20 protein-coding genes and 2 riboswitches are annotated in these 20,774 nt (G+C 42.0%); of the genes, 3 read left to right on the top strand and 17 right to left on the bottom strand.

What is annotated here, in order from left to right:
* Positions 1 to 121 precede the first annotated feature (121 nt).
* The 15 genes from JOD18_RS05485 to JOD18_RS05415 all read right to left on the bottom strand — a co-directional run bounded on the left by JOD18_RS05485 (position 122) and on the right by JOD18_RS05415 (position 15,557).
* A complete protein-coding gene (locus tag JOD18_RS05485; protein ID WP_204667943.1) occupies positions 122 to 970 on the bottom strand; it encodes a VOC family protein in 849 nt (282 codons plus the stop codon).
* Positions 971 to 1,090: 120 nt separating this feature from the next.
* The gene (gene purD / locus JOD18_RS05480; RefSeq protein ID WP_204667942.1) at positions 1,091 to 2,347 is read right to left on the bottom strand and encodes a phosphoribosylamine--glycine ligase; all 1,257 of its coding nucleotides are present in this window, start codon (positions 2,345 to 2,347) and stop codon (positions 1,091 to 1,093) included.
* A gap of 284 nt (positions 2,348 to 2,631) precedes the next feature.
* Positions 2,632 to 4,164 (bottom strand): bifunctional phosphoribosylaminoimidazolecarboxamide formyltransferase/IMP cyclohydrolase, encoded by a 1,533-nt coding sequence (gene purH / locus JOD18_RS05475; RefSeq protein ID WP_204667941.1) that lies wholly within the window; start codon positions 4,162 to 4,164, stop codon positions 2,632 to 2,634.
* A gap of 2 nt (positions 4,165 to 4,166) precedes the next feature.
* Positions 4,167 to 4,739, bottom strand: coding sequence for a phosphoribosylglycinamide formyltransferase (purN, locus tag JOD18_RS05470; RefSeq protein ID WP_204667940.1), 573 nt, complete (start codon positions 4,737 to 4,739; stop codon positions 4,167 to 4,169).
* Entirely contained in the window at positions 4,732 to 5,760 is a 1,029-nt protein-coding gene (purM, locus tag JOD18_RS05465) for a phosphoribosylformylglycinamidine cyclo-ligase (protein WP_204667939.1), read from the bottom strand. The genes purN and purM overlap by 8 nt, the downstream gene beginning before the upstream one ends.
* A gap of 92 nt (positions 5,761 to 5,852) precedes the next feature.
* Complete coding sequence (purF, locus tag JOD18_RS05460) at positions 5,853 to 7,265, bottom strand: amidophosphoribosyltransferase (protein ID WP_204667938.1); 1,413 nt, start codon at positions 7,263 to 7,265, stop codon at positions 5,853 to 5,855.
* Positions 7,241 to 9,469: a phosphoribosylformylglycinamidine synthase subunit PurL gene (gene purL / locus JOD18_RS05455; protein WP_204667937.1), complete on the bottom strand. Its 2,229-nt coding sequence runs from the start codon at positions 9,467 to 9,469 to the stop codon at positions 7,241 to 7,243. Before purL ends, purF begins: the two co-directional genes overlap by 25 nt.
* Complete coding sequence (purQ, locus tag JOD18_RS05450) at positions 9,453 to 10,136, bottom strand: phosphoribosylformylglycinamidine synthase subunit PurQ (RefSeq protein ID WP_204667936.1); 684 nt, start codon at positions 10,134 to 10,136, stop codon at positions 9,453 to 9,455. The genes purL and purQ overlap by 17 nt, the downstream gene beginning before the upstream one ends.
* Entirely contained in the window at positions 10,133 to 10,384 is a 252-nt protein-coding gene (gene purS, locus JOD18_RS05445; protein WP_204667935.1) for a phosphoribosylformylglycinamidine synthase subunit PurS, read from the bottom strand. The genes purQ and purS overlap by 4 nt, the downstream gene beginning before the upstream one ends.
* Positions 10,381 to 11,094: a phosphoribosylaminoimidazolesuccinocarboxamide synthase gene (purC, locus tag JOD18_RS05440; protein WP_204667934.1), complete on the bottom strand. Its 714-nt coding sequence runs from the start codon at positions 11,092 to 11,094 to the stop codon at positions 10,381 to 10,383. Before purC ends, purS begins: the two co-directional genes overlap by 4 nt.
* A 12-nt stretch (positions 11,095 to 11,106) precedes the next feature.
* The gene (purB, locus tag JOD18_RS05435; protein ID WP_204667933.1) at positions 11,107 to 12,402 is read right to left on the bottom strand and encodes an adenylosuccinate lyase; all 1,296 of its coding nucleotides are present in this window, start codon (positions 12,400 to 12,402) and stop codon (positions 11,107 to 11,109) included.
* A 12-nt stretch (positions 12,403 to 12,414) separates the two neighbouring features.
* On the bottom strand, positions 12,415 to 13,542 hold the full coding sequence (gene purK, locus JOD18_RS05430; protein ID WP_204667932.1) for a 5-(carboxyamino)imidazole ribonucleotide synthase: 1,128 nt from the start codon (positions 13,540 to 13,542) through the stop codon (positions 12,415 to 12,417).
* Positions 13,529 to 14,020, bottom strand: a complete 492-nt coding sequence (gene purE, locus JOD18_RS05425; RefSeq protein WP_204667931.1) for a 5-(carboxyamino)imidazole ribonucleotide mutase — start codon at positions 14,018 to 14,020, stop codon at positions 13,529 to 13,531. The genes purK and purE overlap by 14 nt, the downstream gene beginning before the upstream one ends.
* Positions 14,021 to 14,333: 313 nt before the next feature.
* Positions 14,334 to 14,431, bottom strand: a riboswitch (purine riboswitch).
* A gap of 378 nt (positions 14,432 to 14,809) precedes the next feature.
* Positions 14,810 to 15,016, bottom strand: coding sequence for an NETI motif-containing protein (locus tag JOD18_RS05420; RefSeq protein ID WP_204667930.1), 207 nt, complete (start codon positions 15,014 to 15,016; stop codon positions 14,810 to 14,812).
* Positions 14,955 to 15,557: a DUF2179 domain-containing protein gene (locus tag JOD18_RS05415; protein ID WP_204667929.1), complete on the bottom strand. Its 603-nt coding sequence runs from the start codon at positions 15,555 to 15,557 to the stop codon at positions 14,955 to 14,957. Before JOD18_RS05415 ends, JOD18_RS05420 begins: the two co-directional genes overlap by 62 nt.
* Before the next feature lie 99 nt (positions 15,558 to 15,656).
* On the opposite strand from JOD18_RS05415, the gene JOD18_RS05410 reads away from it, so the two are divergent.
* Together JOD18_RS05410 and JOD18_RS05405 are read left to right on the top strand one after the other, a co-directional pair.
* Positions 15,657 to 16,088 carry an Hsp20/alpha crystallin family protein gene (locus JOD18_RS05410; RefSeq protein WP_204667928.1) on the top strand — a complete coding sequence of 144 codons (432 nt, stop codon included), beginning with the start codon at positions 15,657 to 15,659 and terminating at the stop codon, positions 16,086 to 16,088.
* Positions 16,089 to 16,320: 232 nt separating this feature from the next.
* Positions 16,321 to 17,214: a DMT family transporter gene (locus JOD18_RS05405; protein ID WP_204667927.1), complete on the top strand. Its 894-nt coding sequence runs from the start codon at positions 16,321 to 16,323 to the stop codon at positions 17,212 to 17,214.
* Between the two features lie 58 nt (positions 17,215 to 17,272).
* Here JOD18_RS05405 and JOD18_RS05400 read toward each other — a convergent pair whose 3' ends face one another.
* Together JOD18_RS05400 and JOD18_RS05395 are read right to left on the bottom strand one after the other, a co-directional pair.
* The gene (locus tag JOD18_RS05400) at positions 17,273 to 18,577 is read right to left on the bottom strand and encodes a solute carrier family 23 protein (RefSeq protein WP_204667926.1); all 1,305 of its coding nucleotides are present in this window, start codon (positions 18,575 to 18,577) and stop codon (positions 17,273 to 17,275) included.
* 230 nt (positions 18,578 to 18,807) lie between these two features.
* Positions 18,808 to 18,909: riboswitch (purine riboswitch) on the bottom strand.
* Positions 18,910 to 19,036: 127 nt separating this feature from the next.
* Positions 19,037 to 19,582 (bottom strand): DUF3267 domain-containing protein, encoded by a 546-nt coding sequence (locus JOD18_RS05395; protein WP_204667925.1) that lies wholly within the window; start codon positions 19,580 to 19,582, stop codon positions 19,037 to 19,039.
* A 282-nt stretch (positions 19,583 to 19,864) separates the two neighbouring features.
* Between JOD18_RS05395 and JOD18_RS05390 the strand changes: the two genes are divergently transcribed.
* A complete protein-coding gene (locus JOD18_RS05390; protein WP_204667924.1) occupies positions 19,865 to 20,752 on the top strand; it encodes a hypothetical protein in 888 nt (295 codons plus the stop codon).
* Positions 20,753 to 20,774 lie beyond the last annotated feature (22 nt).

Here is a 20,774-nt window from a genome sequence, read left to right as displayed (position 1 = left end):
ATGACTGTAAAGCAGAAAAATATTGTGACAATCAAAGCCCTCCCAAAATTTAGTCACTAACACTATATGCGACTACAGGGAAATATATCATGGTTGAAAAGATGATGCTTGCCTTTTTCAGTTAATAAGTCAGCAAAATCGCATTACCTGATGGATCTTGGGTAAACCATTCTTTACTAGAATGCTGAACAGCCACATTCATGGCATGTAACTGCTCAATAACATGGTGAACACTTGCTTCTGTTGGATAACTAATAGTGTAAGCGCGCAAACCTACACTTGCTTCTGCTGGTACCGGGGCGCCGACACCGTTCCATGTATTCAGACCAATATGGTGATGATAGTGACCCGTAGAAATAAATAAAGCTTGGTTGCCTAATTGACTCACTGTTTCAAAGCCAAGCCCTTTTTCATAAAATAGTTTGGCTTTCTCTAAATCGGCAACATGAAGGTGGATATGCCCCATCACCGTTTCTGCCGGTAATCCTTGCCAAGCCTGTGGTTGACCTGCAGTTAACAGATCTTCAAAATTTAACGGGTCGACAGTCATAACCACTTCTGACCCATGCCATGTCCATGACGCTGGGTCACGATCTCGGTACACTTCAATACCATTTCCATCTGGATCATTAAAATACAGAGCCTCACTTACTAAATGATCAGCCGAAGCCAACGGCAATCCCTTCTCTACACTATGGTAAACAAAATTGGCGAGATCTCTTCTGGTCGGTAATAGAATGGCAAAATGATAAAGACCAGTCGTACGATTTTGTTTCGGCATCATGTGATCCGGCTGTTCCAGTGACAAGATCGTCGCGTGGCCATCAGCCGTTAAAGCAGCTGTATTATTTGTTTGCTCATGTACGGTAAAACCTATAATATCACGGTAAAAAGCGATCGAGCGTTGTAAATCCTGTACTTTTATCGAAACATGACTAACATGTGTAATTGTTTTATGATGAAATGACATAATGATTGTCTCCTTTTCGGTTACTTTATGTAAGTGATGATACTTTTGTAAGTCAAGGAAGTCAAGGAATCTGTTTTCATAACAAAACCTCGGTGTTGTGCTAACCACCGAGGTTTGGGTTTATTTTTTAGAAAAGCCGATATCTTTACGATAGAAAAAATCATCAGATTGATCAAATTTTGTTAAATACTGATAAATCTGTTGTTGAGCTTGCTCTGGTGAATCTTGAATCGATCCTACTAATAAGACACGTCCTCCAGTAGAATAAAAGCTGCCATCTTCTGCTTGTCCAGTTCCTGCATGAATCACATAGACATCATCATCTGTTGTTAAGTCAGGGAGCGCAATATCTTTTTGATAAGCGGCTGGATAGCCTTTAGAGGCAACCACTGTTCCAATCGCATATCCGTCTTTCCATTGTAGCTCTGGATCGCGGCCAGAGGTAACATCCTCGATCACTTGGATAAGATCATTTTCAAGCAGCGGTAAGACCACTTGTGTCTCTGGATCACCAAATCGCGCATTAAATTCGATTACTTTTGGCCCAGATTCTGTTTCGATCAAGCCGCCATATAATACGCCAGTATAGGTTCTTCCCTCTTGTTTCATTCCTTTGGCTACCGGCTTTAGAATATGTTCCACAGTAAATTCGATATCTTTCGTGTCAAGATCTGGTACCGGGGAAAAGGCGCCCATCCCGCCAGTATTCGGCCCTTCATCATGATCAAAGGCTCGCTTATGATCACGTGCTGGTACCATCGGATATACATTCTCTCCATCGACAAAAGCAAATAGGGAGAATTCTTTTCCCTCTAGATATTCTTCAATCACCACACGGCTGCCGGCAGCGCCGAATTTATTGTCAACTAGCATATCTTCTACAGCTTCGATTGCCTGCTGTTCTGTCATTGCAACAACGACACCTTTTCCTGCAGCCAATCCATCTGCCTTGATAACGATCGGAGCACCTTGCGCTTGAATATATTTTTTGGCTTGTTCAGCATCCGTAAAGGTTTCATATTGAGCTGTAGGAATGTTATACTGCTTCATAAATGCCTTGGCATAATCTTTGCTTCCTTCAATTAAGGCTGCATCCTTGGTTGGGCCGAATACCTTTAGGTTTTTTGCCCGAAAGGCATCTACTATTCCCTTGGTGAGGGGAATCTCCGGACCGACAATAGTCCAATCGATTTGTTGTTTTTCAGCGAAAGCAGCCAGTTCATCAATGGCATCATCCTTGATAGCGACACACGTTGCATCTAGAGCAATACCACCATTTCCTGGTGCAGCAAAAATTTCGGTCACACGGTCACTTTCTTTTAACTTTTTCACGATGATGTGTTCACGACCGCCACCACCGATAACTAATACTTTCATAGAGGGCCTCCTTTTAGTTGTAGCAGCAATAAGGTTTGTATATGATCATATGAGCTTTATTTTGTGTTTCTTCTTAGTTTTGTCTGTCATTTTTGTGATGACGGACAACTTTTTCGGGATTCTTCTTTTTCTGTCCATGAGATCCATTCTAGTGGACTGAAAAACTGCGTTTCTCCTTCTTCTGTCCATAAGATCTGATTTTGTTGACTGTGGAGCATTAGCTGTTCTTCTTCCTCTGCCTATTCTAGCCATTCTTACAGATTTGCGGGATCTCGCTCTTTTTCTTAATGTTTGAAGTGGCGCATGCCTGTTAGTACCATGGCTATACCGTGTTTGTTGCATTCGTCGATCGAGTCTTGATCACGTTTGGAACCGCCTGGTTGGATAATCGCTTTAATGCCAGCTTTGGCTGCATTTTCTACTGTATCAGGCATTGGGAAAAAGGCGTCAGAGGCAAGCACCGCTCCATCTGCCTTCTCGCCAGCTTGTTCAAAGGCGATCGCTGCTGCTCCTACTCGGTTCATTTGACCGGCGCCTACACCTAGGGTTTGGTCAGCCTTTGCTACAACGATAGCATTGGATTTGACGTGTTTTACTACTTTCCAAGCAAACAATAGCTCTTTTAGTTCTGCTTCACTTGGTGCACGATCTGTAACAACTTTTAAGTCATCGGCTGTTACGGTGCCGTTATCACGGCCCTGTACAAGCAGTCCGCCAAGTACACTAACGACTTTCTGTGTATCGGCTTCGTTTATTTCCATCGGTGTTTCTAGCAATCTAATATTCTTCTTCACGGTCAGGATTTCTAATGCCTTATCAGAAAAGCTAGGTGCAATCACAATTTCTAAGAAAATATCTTTTAACTGATTGGCTGTTGCTTCATCTACCTCACGATTCAAAGCAACAATACCGCCAAAGATAGAGACCGGGTCTGCTTGATATGCTTTTTCAAAAGCAGCAGCAATTGTTTCACCGATTCCTACCCCACAAGGATTCATATGTTTAACGGCAACCGCTGCTGGCTGTTCATCAAATTCAAGCACAATTTCCAGTGCAGCGTTGGCATCTTGGATATTATTATAAGATAATTCTTTGCCATGTAATTGTTTGGCATTCGCAATAGAAGCTCCTTTTACATGACCTTCTTTATAAAAGGCTGCTTGTTGGTGAGGATTTTCCCCGTAGCGTAAGGATTGTACTTTTTCAAAGGTTTGGGTAAAGGTTTCTGGATCTTGTTCATCGGTGATTTCGACAAAATAGTTTGCGATCATTGCATCATAGTTGGCTGTATGACGGAATACTTTAGCTGCTAATTGTTTGCGAAATGCTATAGAGCTGTCATTACCAAGCTGTTCAAGGACAGCTTCATAATCGTCTGGATCGACAACTACGGTGACATCACGAAAGTTCTTCGCGGCTGATCGCAGCATTGTCGGTCCGCCAATATCAATATTTTCAATCGCATCTTCTTCGGTAACCTCTGGTTTGGCGATCGTTTCTTTAAATGGATAAAGGTTCACCACCACGACATCAATCGGTGCGATATTACGTTCTTCTAATTGCTGGATATGTGATTCCTCGTCACGGCGTGCCAACAACCCCGCATGGATAAATGGATGCAACGTTTTGACACGTCCATCAAGAATTTCATCAAAATGAGTGATCTCTGATACTGCCTTAGCAGGCAAACCAGCCTCTTTTAAGGTCTTTAATGTTCCACCTGTTGAGATCAATTCATATCCTAATCGATCTAACCCTTCTGCTAAAGGCACTAAATTACTTTTATCTGACACACTTAATAATGCTCGTTTCTTCAAGGTTATTCTCCTCCTGTGATCAGTTTCTGTATCGTTGCTGGATAAAGCTGATGTTCGACACGCTGAATCGCTGCTTGTAAATCAGCTTTTGACATATCCTTATGGATCTTCACTACATCTTGTGCAATGATTTTTCCTGTGTCCATACCTGCATCCACATAATGAATCGTTACCCCCGATACCTTTACACCTGCTTCAAACGCTTGGCCAATCGCATCAAGCCCAGGAAAAGATGGTAAAAGGGATGGGTGAATGTTGATCATGCGGCCTTCAAAGGCGTTGAGTAAAGTTGCTCCAACGAGACGCATATACCCTGCCAAGATGATCCACTCTGCCTCTCGTTGTTTCAATTGTTCCACAATCTCTGTCTCAAATGCCTGTTTATTCGGATACTGCTTTGGCTCAAAAACAAATGTTTCCGTTCCATTTGCCTTGGCTTTCTCGATTACTTTTGCTTCCGGTTGATCACAGACAAGCAGCGCCACTTCTGCCTCTAACTCTCCTTGTTGGATCGCATGGATAATCGCGTCATAGTTACTTCCTGTACCGGAAGCAAACACGGCTAATTTAGTCATTCGAGAATGTCACCCCGGTTTCCGTGGTCACTTCGCCAATAATATAAGCCTTTTCTCCAATATCTTCGAGTAATTGTAAGGCCATATCTGCTTCATGTGCTTCCACAATAACCGCCATGCCGATCCCCATATTAAAGACTCCGTACATATCTTCATCTTTCAGTGAGGCCTGTTGCTGCAAATAATCAAATATCGCCGGTCGCTGCCATGACTGTTCATTAATAGCAACACCCAAATGATCTGGCAGTGCACGTGGTAAATTCTCATAGAATCCGCCGCCAGTAATATGACTGATACCTTTAATTGTCAGATCCTGTTTTAACTGCTGAATAGCTTTCGTATAGATTTTAGTTGGTTCCAATAAAGCCGCGCCTAAAGTAGTGCCAAGTTCAGGTACTTCCTGCTGATAATCTAAACCGCTATTTTCAATAATTTTTCTAACTAAGGAAAAACCGTTCGAATGAACACCAGATGAAGCAAGTCCAATGATCTTATTGCCTGCTTCGATTGATTCGCCTGTAATAATTTGTTTTTTATCCGCAATACCAACAACAAAACCGGCGAGATCATATTCCTCATCACTATACATACCTGGCATTTCTGCTGTTTCCCCGCCAATCAAAGCGGCATTGCTTTGGACACAGCCATCGGTAATCCCTTTGACAATCTGCTCAATTTTCTCTGGCTGGTTTTTCCCACAGGCAATATAATCTAAGAAAAAGATCGGATCAGCTCCTTGTGCAACAATATCATTGACACACATGGCAACTAAATCAATGCCTACCGTGTCATGCTTATCTATGGCAAAAGCCAGCTTCAATTTCGTACCGACACCATCTGTACCAGAAACAAGTACAGGTTCTTGATAAGAGAACTTACTGATATCGAAAAGGCCTGCAAAAGCACCAACCCCGCCGATTACCTCCGAACGATTGGTTTTGGCAATGTGCTTCTTCATTAGCTCTACTGCTTGATAACCTGCGTGGACATCTACACCCGCATCTTTATAAATATCACTCATTATGGCTGGACTCCTTTTTTAGTGAATTTCGGATGGTTAAAAACGGATAGCCTAAGCTGTACATCTGCATACAGCAAAGGCTCTGCTTTCCATTAATCTTTATATGCTGGAATCACGGTATCCGGGTAAATTTCGGTGGGATAATTACCTGTAAAACAGGCCTTACATACGCCATGCTGTAATGGGTCACGATCCTCCACAATAGAGGCTTCTAATCCTTCTGTTGATAAAAAGGTAAGTGAATCCGCGCCAATCAACTTGCGCATCTCTTCCACGGAATGGTTAGCCGCAATTAATTCTCCTTTTGTCGATGTATCAATTCCATAATAACAAGGGTTCTGAATCGGTGGTGAGGCAATCCGGACATGCACTTCCGTTGCTCCTGCCTCTTTCAGCAAACGGACAATTCGGCGGCTTGTTGTACCGCGTACAATCGAATCGTCTACCATTACCACTCGTTTGCCTTCGACAATCCCCCGAACTGCAGATAGCTTCAGTTTAACTCCTTGCTCGCGTAACTCTTGGGAAGGCTGAATAAACGTACGGCCTACATAGCGATTTTTAATTAGACCTAATTCATAAGGAATACCAGATTCCTCTGAAAAACCAATCGCCGCCGAGATACTTGAATCAGGAACCCCTGTAACTACATCTGCCTCGATCGGTGCCTCTTGAGCTAGTTGTTTCCCCATTGTCTTGCGGCTGGCATGAACATTAAGCTGGTTCAAATCACTGTCCGGCCGGGAAAAATAAACATACTCCATTGAACAAAGGGTGCGCTCCATTTGGGAAGTGAATGATTTGCTACGCAAACCATTTTCATCTATCGTAATTAATTCACCTGGGCGAACTTCGCGCTCATACGTTGCACCGATTAAATCAAACGCACACGTTTCTGAGGCAAAGACATAGGCATCACCCAGACGTCCCATTGATAATGGCCGCAATCCGCGCGAGTCAAGCCCGATAAACATCTGTTTTTCAGTTAAAATCGCGAAGGCATAAGCACCTTTGATCATACCTAAGGCATAGGTAATCGCCTCTTCCATCGGTACATTACCATTACGCTTTACTAGGTGAGCAATCACCTCGGTATCAGAGGTGGTTTGCAAGATACTACCTTGTGCTTCCAACTGGCTTTTCAATTGGTGCGCATTGACCAAGTTTCCGTTATGTGCTAGTGCCATGCTGGTGGTTTGGGAACGGAATACTAATGGCTGTACATTCTCATAACCGCCGCCACCTTGTGTGGCATAACGGACATGCCCAATAGCAGCATGGCCGTTTAATTGTGAAAACTTATCCTCTGAAAAAACTTCATTCACTAAACCCGTTCCTTTATGCAGGTGTAATCTATCACCATCTGTTGTGACAACCCCGGCACCTTCTTGCCCGCGGTGCTGGAGTGCATGCAGCCCATAATAGGTCATTTCGGCGGCCTTTTCATGTCCCCAAATGGCGAATACCCCACATTCCTCATTTAAGCCTTTGATTTCAGCAAGCACGGTATAGCCCCTTTCCACAGTTGTTGTAATGATGGTACATCTTCTGTGATTGCTTCTGCTTCTCCATGACGAATAACTAATTGATTGCTGTCAGTTACCTTACCGATATATTGCAAAGCGTCTACCTGCGATTCGAATGCTGCACGGTTTTTCTCTGCTACCGTTACGACAAAACGTGACTGCGACTCACTAAATAAAGCAGCAGTGAGATTACCAGACAACTGAATATCGGCACCAAGTTCATCTTTACCAAACAGACTTTCTGCTAAAGCTACCCCAAGTCCGCCTTCTGATAGATCATGAGCCGAAACCACTAATCCTGCTTGGATAGCTGTCAATAATTGCTGCTGACGTGTTTTCTCCACATCCAAGTCAATCGCTGGCGCTTTACCAAAATATTTACCTTCTAATACATTCTGCAGTTCACTTCCGCCAAACTCAGGCTTCGTATCCCCAATCAGATAGACCAAGTCACCTGCCTGTTGGAAATGAGATGGCGTAATATCAGTCAATGACTCGTGTAAACCGACCATTCCGACAATAGGTGTTGGGAAAATTGCTTGACCATTTGATTCATTATAAAGTGATACATTTCCGCTAATAACTGGTGTATCCAGCTTCAAACTTGCTTCACTCATACCTTCCACGCTTTTTTCCATCTGCCAGAAATTTTCTGGCTTATCTGGATTACCGAAGTTTAATCCATCAGTTAAAGCAAGCGGCTTGGCACCTGAAGCAACAATATTACGAGCCGCTTCGGCAACAGCAATTTTGCCGCCTGTTTCTGGATCTAAATAAATATAACGAGAGTTACAATCCGTCGTCATAGCAATTGCCTTATCATAGCCTTGAATACGAACGACAGCGGCATCAGAACCCGGTGAGAAAACGGTATTTGCCTGCACCATCGAATCATACTGATCATGGACATATTCTTTGCTGGCAATCGTTGGCTGCTGTAATAACTGTTTTAATGTCTCTGCATGATTGCTTACTTCTGGCTGGTAATCTGCCATTGCCTGAAATTCTTCAAAATAAGCCGGTACTTTTGATTCTTTATAGAAAATTGGTGCGTCTTCCGCCAGGTTATCGACTGGAATATCAGCAACTACTTCCCCTTTATGCAGCAGGCGGAACATCTTATCGTTTGTTACATGCCCAACTGCTACGGCATCTAAATTATATTTTTCAAAAATATCAATAATTTCTTGTTCTTCACCTTTTTTCACACATAGAAGCATACGCTCTTGTGATTCTGACAACATCATTTCGTAGGCCGTCATATTCTCTTCACGCTGAGGAATCAAGTCTAGATTCATTTCCATCCCCATGCCTGCCTTACTTGCCATTTCACTAGCGGAAGAAGTCAGTCCAGCCGCTCCCATATCTTGAATACCAACTAAGGCGTCTGATTGGATGACCTCCAGACATGCCTCAATCAATAACTTCTCCATAAATGGGTCGCCAACTTGTACATTGGATCGTTTGCTCTCGGAATCTTCGGTTAAATCTTCGGAAGCGAACGTAGCACCATGAATACCATCACGGCCTGTCTTGGAACCTACGTACATAATTGTATTGCCTTCCCCTGCTGCAATCCCTTTTTGGATATCCTTCGTATCAATTAAGCCGACACACATGGCATTAACTAATGGATTGCCTTGGTAAGAATCGTCAAATTGCACCTCGCCGCCAACGGTTGGTACACCGACACAGTTACCATATCCAGCAATCCCGTGCACCACTTCGTCAAAAAGGTATTTCACACGGCCATTGGTTAGGTTGCCAAAACGTAACGAGTTTAAAGACGCAATCGGACGAGCACCCATCGAAAAGACATCACGGATAATACCGCCCACACCGGTTGCTGCACCTTGATATGGCTCTACTGCAGACGGGTGATTATGGCTTTCAATCTTAAATACAACACCTTGTCCATCGCCAATATCGACGACACCAGCACCCTCACCAGGGCCTTGAACAACTTGCGGACCTTCTGTCGGGAACTTCTTCAACAATGGCTTGGATGTTTTGTAACTGCAATGTTCCGACCACATGACAGAGAAGATACCAATCTCGGTAAAATTCGGGTGACGCCCCATAATATCCTTAATCATGTCATACTCTTTATCTGTCAGTCCCATTTCTTGATAGACTTTATCTTGTTCAATTTGCTCTGGACTAATTTCAGACGCCTGCAACATAACGTTCCCTCCAGTTAACTAACATTGATTGAAATAGCTTAAGACCATCCGCACTGTTTAAAATGGCTTCGGCAGCACGTTCCGGGTGCGGCATCATGCCTAATACATTGCCCTGCTCATTAATAATTCCGGCAATATCTGCCACAGAACCGTTTGGATTGTTTTTATAGGTAAATACGATTTGATTGTTCGCCTTTAATTGGGCTAATGTCTCATCATCACAATAATAATTGCCTTCATTATGTGCAATTGGAACCGAAATCACTTCATTAGGCTGATATTCCGATGTAAATTGTGTTTGATTATTAACTACTTCTAACTCTTCAAAGTGACACATGAATTTTAAATTTTTATTACGTAACAAGGCACCTGGCAGCAAGCCTGCCTCTAACAGAATCTGAAATCCATTACAGACACCTAGTATCGGTACACCTGCTTCGGCCTTTTCCCTTAATTGGCTGACCACACTAGAGGTGGAGGCAATCGCACCACAGCGTAAGTAATCCCCATAGGAGAAACCGCCAGGGATCAAGATAGCATCATAGCCATCAAGATTCGCCTCTTTATACCATAATAAATCTGCTTCTTCTCCCAAGACTTCTTTAGCTGCATATTGCATATCGCGGTCACAGTTGGAGCCTGGAAAAACAACGACTGCAAACTTCACTGGGCAACCTCCTCTTCTACTGTATAGGAATAATTCTCGATCACAGGATTAGCTAATAATTTATTACACATATCTTCAATTTCCTGCTCAATATTGGCATGATCCTCTACGGTCAACTCTAGGTATTTACCAACACGAACTTCTTGTACATTGTCATATCCTAATGTTTGGAGTGAATTCTGTACCGCCTTCCCTTGTGGGTCTAGAACGCCTTCTTTTAATGTGATGTGTACCTTTACTAGTTTCATTGTTTCTCCTCCAGTCGAGATAATATATTGTCATATACAGTAACTAAATCCCCTAAATCTTCACGAAAGACGTCCTTATCCATCTTCTCGCCAGTAGCAATATCCCATAGACGGCAAGTATCCGGGCTTACTTCATCCGATAGGACTATTTCATCTTGCGCATTACGGCCAAACTCCAATTTAAAATCGACAAGCTGTAAATTAATTTCTTTAAAAAAGGCTTGTAACTGCTCATTCACTCGACGCGCCATCGTCTTGATCTGTTCCAAGTCAGCTGGTGTTGCATCGGTTAATAATAAGGCATGCTCATCATTAATCAACGGGTCACCGAGCTCATCCTTTTTATAAAAAAGTTCTACTAAAGGCGGATTAAAGATCGTCTTCTCCTCAATCCCCGTACGGCGAACAATACTGCCGGCTGCGACATTACGAACAACTACTTCTAATGGAATGATTGTTGTTCTCTCTACCAGCTGTTCGGTTTCATTTAATGCCTCTTTAAAGTGACTGGACACGCCGTGTTGATGCAAGTATTCAAATACTTTCGCCGAAATAAGGTTATTGTATCGACCCTTCCCCTGAAATTCCGCCTTTTTCTCTCCATTAAAGGCGGTCGCATCGTTTTTGTAGGATAACACCAATAGTTCCGGATTATCGGCTATCGTGTATACCTTTTTGGCTTTTCCTTCATATAACAGCTTGTCTTTCATGCGTGACACTCCTTATGCTAAACCAATTTTTTTAAAGATTTGATCTACATTTTTCAAGTGGTACGTATAATCGAAACAATCATCTAATTGTTCTTTTGTTAATGTGTTAGTAATCCGGTCTTCCTGTTCAATTAATTCACGGAAAGGTGTTGCGGTTTCCCATGCCTTCATCGCATTCGGCTGAACCATATCGTAAGCTTCTTCACGGCTCATTCCCTGATCAATTAAGGAAAGCAATACACGTTGTGAGAAAATGACTCCATAAGTACGGTCAATATTACGTTTCATATTATCCGGGAACACAGTTAAGTTCTTCACGATATTGCTAAAGCGATTCAGCATATAATTCAAGGCGATCGTTGCATCGGGCAAAATAACACGTTCTGCAGAAGAATGGGAGATATCACGCTCATGCCAAAGGGCAACATTCTCATAAGCTGTTACCATATAACCACGGATCACGCGCGCCATTCCCGTCATATTCTCCGAACCAATTGGATTACGCTTATGCGGCATTGCCGATGAGCCTTTCTGACCTTTGGCAAAAAATTCTTCCACTTCACGAGTTTCGGTCTTCTGTAAACCACGTACTTCTGTCGCAAACTTCTCAATCGAAGTAGCGATTAATGCAATCGTCGATAAGTATTGGGCATGGCGGTCACGCTGCAATGTCTGAGTAGAAACCGGTGCTGGCTGTAAGCCAAGCTGACCGCAGACATATTCCTCTACAAATGGATCGATATTAGCATAGGTTCCTACTGCACCTGACAGCTTACCTGTTTCAATCACCTGAGTGGCAGCATCGAAACGCTCCAAGTTACGTTTCATCTCTTCATACCATAACGCCAGTTTCAAACCAAAGGTTGTTGGTTCAGCATGAACACCATGTGTACGCCCCATCATAACGGTATGTTTATGTTCAATGGCTTTCTCTTTTAAAATATCAATAAAGTGGACAATATCCCGGCGAATAATTTGATTCGCTTGTTTTAATAGGTAAGAGAGTGCCGTATCTACTACATCTGTTGATGTCAGCCCGTAGTGCACCCATTTTTTCTCATCGCCTAATGATTCAGAAACGGCACGGGTAAAGGCCACCACATCATGACGAGTATCTTGTTCAATTTCCAGAATGCGGTCAATCTTAAAGGAGGCATTGGCACGAATCTTCTCTACATCTTCTTTCGGAATAATACCTAGTTCACTCCAAGCTTCACATGCCAAAATTTCAACCTCTAACCATGCTTGGTAGCGATTCTCATCTGTCCAGATATTCCCCATTTCTTCTCTTGTATAACGTTCGATCATTGTTATGTCCTCCTAGTTATCTATAATTTTCTTTTCTACTAATTCATTATATAAGATGACCGGATCATCTCCAATAAAAGTTATATGTCCCATTTTACGAAGCGGCTTGGCCGCTTCCTTGCCATACATATGGATATGAGCACTTGGATTATCATCTAACTGGGCAAAAAATGGCTCGATATCTTTTCCAAGCAAGTTAACCATGACAGCAGCTGGATGGGCATGAATTGGGATCAACGGCAGTCCGCAAATAGCCCGGATATGCTGCTCAAATTGTGATACATCGCATGCCTCAATCGTATAATGCCCTGAATTATGCGGGCGTGGTGCCAGTTCATTGATTAGAATTTCCTCGCCACAGACGAACATTTCAATCGCAAAGGTACCTACAACACCAATTGTTTCTGCAATAGCCTTCGCTGCTTGATGTGCTTTCTCCTGAACTGATTTAGAAACACGAGCCGGCACGATAGTTGCGTGTAAAATATGATCACGGTGAATATTCTCACCAACTGGGAAATAGGTAATCTCTCCAGCAACATTTCTAGTAAACACAATCGAGATTTCTTTATCAAAAGGCACCCATTTTTCGACAATTAGGCGATCAGCGTGATTCAGCATACTCACTGCTTCGTCTACATCTTCTAGACTCGTTAATTTAACTTGACCTTTGCCATCATAGCCGCCACGACAAGTCTTTGCAACAGCTGGATAACCAATTTCAGCCGCTGCTTCTGTCAGTTGCTCCTTTGTTCGGACAATAGCAAAGTCAGCAACTGGCTGACCGCTTTCAACCATAGCCTGTTTCTCTAATTCGCGGTCTTGCGTGATCCGAAGAGACTGAGCTCCTTGCGGCAGAATACCTGCAGCTTCTAATATTTCAGCTGCCTGTAAGTAAACATTTTCAAATTCATAGGTAACGACATCGCTCTGTTTGGCTAGTTCCTTAACAGCTGTTAAGTCATCATAGGCAGCCACGATTTGCTGGTCAGCCACCTGTGCTGTCGGACAATCTGGCGTAGGGTCTAAGACAATCACGCGATACCCCATATGCTTTGCCGCAGTCGTCATCATTCTTCCTAATTGTCCACCGCCAATAATACCGATGGTAGAGCCGAATAATAGTTTATTTGTCTGCAAGTTGGACCCTCATTTCTGCTACTTTGTCTTTGAGTTGTTGGTGGTGATTGGCTAACCGGTCAGCGACCGTTACATCACTGGTACCGATAATTTGAGCTGCGAGGATACCTGCATTAGTTGCCCCAGCCTTTCCAATTGCCACTGTTGCAACTGGTACACCTCCCGGCATTTGCACAATCGAATAGAGTGAATCGACGCCACTTAAGGTGCTGGTTTGGACTGGTACCCCAATCACAGGTAATGTAGTTTTGGATGCGACCATCCCAGGCAGATGTGCAGCGCCCCCTGCACCGGCAATAATGACCTTGAGGCCTTTATCACGAGCAGTCTCTGCGTAGACAAACATGTCTTCAGGTGTTCTGTGTGCGGAGATAACTTCTTTCTCATAAGCAATGCCTAGTTCTTCTAATGCGGCACAGGTGTGCTGCATCGTTTCCCAATCTGAGATACTTCCCATAATCACGCCAACTTGTGTCATGCTTTTCCCTCATTTCTTGCGATTTTTATTTTATCCCGATTCAATCGGTCGTAAGATCTAGCACTGATGGCAGTCTCACTTTATCTATGTATTGCTGGTCCTATCCTTTAAATATAAGAAAATCAATAAGGACACCTTTGAAACACTTACTGCGCTGGAACCCACTTAACGTGCAAAAAACCTATCCATACTCTCTAATCAGGAGAGAAGATGAATAGGTCTTGATTCCATAACTATCCTGATGCTTGCTTATAGAGTTTGTTCAAAAAGTCAACTAAAAATGACATATATTTGAGCACACACGTATACACAATCATCAACCATCTTCCCTCATAGTCCATCATTTACGGTAATGGGTAGAAACCTTGAGCCATATTCTCAAATTATATGAGGTGTTATTCTCTTTACTACAAAAGGAGGTTCAAACAGTCCACTAAAAATGACACAGCGAATGTCAGAGTTGGCGGTAGAGGAGCTTCTACTAAGATCACCCACATCGTGTGGACAACGCAGAAGTCAACACATCCTGTGCAAGTCTGTTACTCTAAGCTGCGCCGCCTTGAACTTCGACGTATAGGACGTACTAGTGCAGGCGTTATGACAGGACGTCATGGCTTTAGCCTGCCGACGTACAGGATGTACTAGTATCGATGTTGCAACACGATGTTGCGAATTTAACCGATGAAGGTCCTTTTTACCGAACTTTTTGAACACTTACTACAATCATATGATATCAAGAGCTGTAGAAACCTGTCAATTAAAATCGAACATTAAATAAAAAATTTATTTTTAATGTTCGTCTTTTGCTAATTTCGCCTCAAAGATGATTTCACGGCCATGCGGAATCATTTCTCCATTCTCTTCGATAAATATAGGCCGCTCTGTCCTCCTAACCGGCTGATAGCCCTCTTGCTGCATTCTAGCTAAACAAGCCTCAATGCTCTCCTGATTCTTCACCTGAAATTTCTTCTTGGTTTGCTTCTTGTTCTTTGACACTTTTACGAATCCGTCCTCTCTTTATTTGTTTCACCCAGAAACCACCGTAGATTTGTTTCGGTTCATAGGCGATAATAAATGCCTTTGGATCAATTGTTTTGATTGTTTCGTATAAATGTAATTCATATTTACGCGGCGATAAGATTTGCATTGATAATCGGTCTCCATCCATTCCATAGGCATACCAGCTTGTCACACCGTATCCTTTCTCCCGGAGCTGTCTTGTAAAAGAAATATCCGGATTCGAGGAAATAACATTTACCGTAATATAACCCAGTGCCAGCTTTTCCTCAATCATTGATCCGACTACAACCCCAATTCCGTAACCTACCCCATACGCAATAAGATTCTGAATTTGTCCTAAGTTATCTAACACAATTCCCAGTCCAAGCGTATACAGAACAATCTCGAACATGCCGATCGTTCCAGCAATATAACGCCTCCCCTTTAACGTCAGAATAACCCGAAGTGTGGAGCACGATACATATACAATATTTATAATTAAAATGATAATGATCATCACTAGTGCATTTTCTAACATACGCCCACCCCTTTTGCACGCTTTTATATGTCTGCCATATCTTAATTATATGGCGAGATCATTTTACCACAGTTGAATTAGAAAAAGGAGGGGAATTTTTTGGATCCGTTTAAACATATGCACGAATGGAAAGAGAATATGGATTCTTTCTTTGGCGGACAGTTTTGGAACGAATTCGAACATATGGTGAAACCGCCTATTCCAGCCATTAATATGTATGAAACTGATCATGAAGTCTTTTTATATGTCAGCCTGCCAGGCATCAAAGACAAGCAACATGTGAAGATAATGGTAGAAGGGAATAGCTTAAAATTAACCGGAAGTTTATTCCCGATTCAACAAACTGGTCGTTTAGTAAAACAGGAAATTCTTCAGGGCGAATTCTCACGAAGTATAGAGTTGCCGTTTCCAATTAGGAAGGATAAAATTACTGCCTCTCTTCATCAGGGATTGCTGACCATGCATTTACACCGCCTTGTCCCCAACCAAAACGACCGGCAATCCATCGATATTATGGAAGCTGACGAATGATAAAGCGAAACTGCCATCAATGGGGATTTTTTTATCGCTCGAATGATGGGTAGGTCCCCATTCCTTACCTAAAATATTCCCCTTTCCACCGCTTGTTTAGAGGCGGGAAACTGCGGACGATTGCACAGGGATAAAGAATCTAGCATTGAAATATAACAGAAATATGTTAAGATTAGCATACTCTCCTTCATTGCAACCTTTGACAATAGATAGAGAAAAGAAGGTGAATAAGATGAGAAGCTATGTAGCATATATAATCACCATCCTTGGTGCAAGCCTATGGGGATTGACTGGGTTATTTGTCGATGGGCTGTATAATAATCGTTTTACTGCTTGGGAAATTGTCGCCTTGCGCTTGACCTTTTCTTCCAGTATTTTATTTGTTGGTATAATACTGACCAAGCCAAGGCTATTACGAATAAAAAAGAGACATATCCCGCACTTTATTGGTATAGGTATTATGGGAATTGTCTTTTTTAATTGGTGTTATTTCACGGTGATGAAACAAAGCTCATTATCTATCGCTGTCGTGCTATTGTATACCATGCCCATCTTTGTTACTGTGCTTTCGCGTTTTTTCTTCGGGGAGCAAATTACACTGCGAAAGCTGGTATCGTTACTAATGACTGTCACGGGCTGCTCACTTGCCATTCAGCTATTTCCAATTGGCAGTATATCTATTCCTATTAGCAGTATTGTCTTGGGGTTTCTTTCCGCTTTATTCTGCGGATTATACAGTATTATTGGGAAGGAAATCAGCAAACATTATCATTATATTACCATTACTTTCTATGCATTGTTGATGGGAAGTTTATTTATTCTTCCACTAAGTGGTTTATGGCAAAAGACAGAGGCATTCCAATCGGTGAGCGTTTGGTTAAATATCAGCGGTATTGTAGTCCTGTCTACATTGGGCGCCTACATTTTATATACGTATGGCTTGGTGCGCATTGAATCTAGTAAGGCAGCTATTCTTGGTGTGATGGAACCAATCATTGCCGTCTTAATTGGGGTGGTCATCTTTCAAAACCAGCTTACCTTCTTCCAAGTTACAGGCATCCTGCTCGTGCTTGCAGCAGCTTTTGTAACTGTCCTTCAACCGCGCAGGCTCGTCTATAAGCTATAGGATTCCTTTTCTATCCATATAAAGAAGCCTTTGCATTAAAGCAAAGGCTTTTCTTTTTCTAATGTAAAATAAATAAATAGAGAATAAAGATAACAAATAATCCCCACATAATTGGGTTTATTTCTTTAAACTTTCCTTTGGCAACCATTGTAATTGGATAAAAGACAAAACCAATTGCGATACCTGTTGCAATGCTGTAAGTCAGCGGCATCGTTACAATCGTTAGAAATGCTGGGACAGCTAAGTCGAAGTCATCCCAAGGGATATCCTTCAAGGTAGTAGCCATTAATACCCCTACTATGATCAGAGCGGGTGCTGTTACCGAACTTGTCACCACTCCTAATAAAGGCGAGAAGAACAAGGCTAATAAGAATAGTGCAGCCGTGATAATAGAAGCAAAACCAGTTCTCCCTCCCGCACCTACCCCTGTAGCAGATTCTACATAAGAAGTAGTTGTTGATGTTCCCAATGTAGCCCCTACTACTGTTGCCGTTGAGTCAGAGAATAAGGCACGCCCTACCCTTGGCAGTTTGCCATCCTTCATTAATCCAGCCTTAGAAGCTACCGCAACCAAGGTACCAGCTGTATCAAAAAAGTCAACAAACAAGAAGGTTAAAATCACAACTAACATCTGCAGGGTGAAGATATCGCCAAAATGAGTAAAAGCCGCTCCAAATGTTGGTGCCAAACTTGGTACAGCAGATACAATTCGCTCGGGTACATCAATTTGGCCGACTATCATCCCAACAACAGCCGTTAGAATCATACCATAGAAGACCCCGCCTTTCACACCTAATACTAGCAAAATAACCGTGACAACAATCCCAAATATAGCAAGCGCAGTGATTGGGTTCGTCAGATCACCTAAAGCTACTAATGTATCTGGATTGGGAACAATGATTTCAGCATTTTGAAATCCAAGAAAGGCAATAAATAAACCAATACCAGCACCAACTGCCATCTTCAATACGTTTGGAATCGCATTGATAACTTTCTCACGCAAACCAGTTAGTGTTAAGATAATAAAGATAAACCCAGAGACTAACACGCCAGCTAAAGCCGTTTCCCATGGAATACCGTAACCTAGTACAACGGTATAAGCAAAGAAAGCATTTAACCCCATACCAGGTGCTAACGCAATCGGATACCTTGCAAAAACGCCCATCACAAGTGTACCGATAGCCGCAGCTAAAGCAGTTGCCACAAATACAGCGTCGGCATCCATTCCTGTCGCCCCATCTGCAGAAAGCATAGCCGGATTAACAAACAAGATATATGCCATTGCTAAGAATGTTGTCACACCTGCAACTGTTTCCCGCCGATAAGTCGTACCAAATCGATCAAATTCAAAGTATTTTTTCACGATGTTAACTCCTTTTTTCATCAGTCGTTAAGAGACACATTTATGCATTCAGATAAGAAAAGATAGTTGATTACAACATTACATGTATACCAACCTTTTCTTCATCTCACCTTCATTCACAGGACCACTTTAGATTAAGTATCTGGTCAGTCTTCTTGAAAGCACAAAAAACACACTTGCTGCCTATACCAAGAGTGTTCCATGCCATGCTGTGAAAAAGAGCATTTGTCTCTCCTCTTCACACAGGTCGTAGTTAAAGCATTGACGGTGCTCTAGTAGAAACTCTTGGGCCTTATCCCCAACATTATACGACAGATATCAATTTTTTATAAATTCATTTCATATATTACTAGTCTAAATGATAGAAGTCAACATAATAGACGAACAATAATATGAAACGGTAATATTATTGTTCGTCAGTTATGTCTGATTTTCTTGGAACATTGAGTTAGTCAGGATTCACTCAGCCTCGTGATAAATTTTAATTCCTTCTAACGTATCTTCTACTACTATTTGCTTATCCCGGAACATCGGCTGGTTCAATACACCAATATAATAGAAATCTCCAACACAGCCGGCAGTATGAACCATAAATAACAAATACAAGACAAAATCATTTACAGGAAACAAGGAAGCCATTGCTAATAAACAAGTAATAATAATAAATGGCATCAGAATAATCACCATGAATGGTAGTTTTGCATATGTCACACCTGGGCTTGCCGCATAGAACATACCACTCTTCATCCCATACTTTACTTTTGATTCAGGTGCAAACATCTTGAAGAACATCCCATGGATTAATTCATGAAAACAAAGCAGGACAAACAGGACAATAATAAATAAAAGCAAGTTAGGAAGTGTAACGTTGAGCGTAACATCTGGTAAAACCAACAAACCAATGATAAAGAAAAAGATAAAAATAATAATAGACCAGATATTCAGCCAGATCACGATTTTCCTTTGTGTTAGGATATTAATCTCTTTTAATAGTTCGATTTCCATCTCCCCCTTTTTTCTATCTTATCATAAATGTGCAGAGAAAAATCAATCCATGTCCCTATGGAACAAGGCTTTTATTAGAAAGAGATAATCCCTTTGGTGGTGCCACTTCTGGTTGGACTACTCCTAGTTTTTCTGACTGATATTTTGGATTATATAAAATCTGGCCTGCACTATACATCTTTTCTTAAATATGCTTCAGCACTTTATGTGAAATCACTATACGATAAAGTGAAAAATATGGTATATCTATAAGTAGTACATAAAAAATAGGAGGTTACCCAGATGAATCCCACACTTGATCAGACAAGAAATTGGCTTCACCGACAGGCGCGCGCCTTAGATATTGCCCTATTTGCACACCTATTTGAACAGGAAGACCAGCTTAGCGTTGTGGAAGAACTGGCTTATTATCAAAATCCAGATGGAGGATTTGGCCATGGATTAGAACCAGATTTCTGGAACCCAGCCTCATCCCCCATAGCTACCTGGAAGGCAACGGACTATTTACGAAGGATTAACTTTTATCAAACGGATCACCCTGTCGTTGCTCGACTTATTCAATATGTAAAAGAAACACAAGAAAAAGACGGACGCTGGCCTGCGGTAATCTCATCGAATAACGACACACCACACGCCTTCTGGTGGCATTATCAAAACGAAGAAACTGCCTATTGGGGTTATAACCCTACCGCTGCCTTAGCAGGTTTTCTTTACCGGACAGGGGACAAAACGCAAACTGCAGTGATCTCATCGCTTTGGCAAGATTTGCTTCAGCGGTCGGAGGCAGATATGCATGAACTGCCATTATTTCTTAATCTTTATCATGACTTAGCGGAAAGTGGCTGGGACAAGCTGGAATTGAAAGCAGGCTATGATAAATTAATCGAATTATTACATGCAGCCTTTCAAAATGGAGATTGGAACAACTATGTGCTAAGGCCTTCCACCGTATTCGCTGGGGAAAATCAAGTATTCCAAGCCCCATTTCAAGCTATGATAGAAAAGGAACAAACCTATTTAAGAGAGACAAGATTAGCTGATGGCACTTGGCCAATCCCCTGGAACTGGAACCAATATCCAGAAGCATTTCATGTTAGTGTTCAATGGTGGAAAGGTTATCAAATGATTCTTCATGAATTGTTTTTGCAGACTGATAGATCAAAAAGCTGAACAAGAGGATTGCCTTTTTTTG

It is taken from the genome of Gracilibacillus alcaliphilus (assembly GCF_016909015.1).
GTDB lineage: Bacteria > Bacillota > Bacilli > Bacillales > Amphibacillaceae > Gracilibacillus > Gracilibacillus alcaliphilus.
The sequence above is the reverse complement of the archived record's forward strand: the minus strand, read 5'-3'. Positions and strand labels throughout refer to the sequence as shown.

What these genes read in the sequence shown, in the direction of transcription:
- JOD18_RS05485 (WP_204667943.1), bottom strand. Translation starts at nt 970, where the DNA reads ATGTCATTTCATCATAAAACAATTACACATGTTAGTCATGTTTCGATA.
- purD (WP_204667942.1), bottom strand. Translation starts at nt 2,347, where the DNA reads ATGAAAGTATTAGTTATCGGTGGTGGCGGTCGTGAACACATCATCGTG.
- purN (WP_204667940.1), bottom strand. Translation starts at nt 4,739, where the DNA reads ATGACTAAATTAGCCGTGTTTGCTTCCGGTACAGGAAGTAACTATGAC.
- purM (WP_204667939.1), bottom strand. Translation starts at nt 5,760, where the DNA reads ATGAGTGATATTTATAAAGATGCGGGTGTAGATGTCCACGCAGGTTAT.
- purL (WP_204667937.1), bottom strand. Translation starts at nt 9,469, where the DNA reads ATGTTGCAGGCGTCTGAAATTAGTCCAGAGCAAATTGAACAAGATAAA.
- purS (WP_204667935.1), bottom strand. Translation starts at nt 10,384, where the DNA reads ATGAAACTAGTAAAGGTACACATCACATTAAAAGAAGGCGTTCTAGAC.
- purC (WP_204667934.1), bottom strand. Translation starts at nt 11,094, where the DNA reads ATGAAAGACAAGCTGTTATATGAAGGAAAAGCCAAAAAGGTATACACG.
- purB (WP_204667933.1), bottom strand. Translation starts at nt 12,402, where the DNA reads ATGATCGAACGTTATACAAGAGAAGAAATGGGGAATATCTGGACAGAT.
- purE (WP_204667931.1), bottom strand. Translation starts at nt 14,020, where the DNA reads ATGACACAAGTTGGCGTGATTATGGGAAGTATCTCAGATTGGGAAACG.
- JOD18_RS05415 (WP_204667929.1), bottom strand. Translation starts at nt 15,557, where the DNA reads ATGTTAGAAAATGCACTAGTGATGATCATTATCATTTTAATTATAAAT.
- JOD18_RS05405 (WP_204667927.1), top strand. Translation starts at nt 16,321, where the DNA reads ATGAGAAGCTATGTAGCATATATAATCACCATCCTTGGTGCAAGCCTA.
- JOD18_RS05395 (WP_204667925.1), bottom strand. Translation starts at nt 19,582, where the DNA reads ATGGAAATCGAACTATTAAAAGAGATTAATATCCTAACACAAAGGAAA.
- JOD18_RS05390 (WP_204667924.1), top strand. Translation starts at nt 19,865, where the DNA reads ATGAATCCCACACTTGATCAGACAAGAAATTGGCTTCACCGACAGGCG.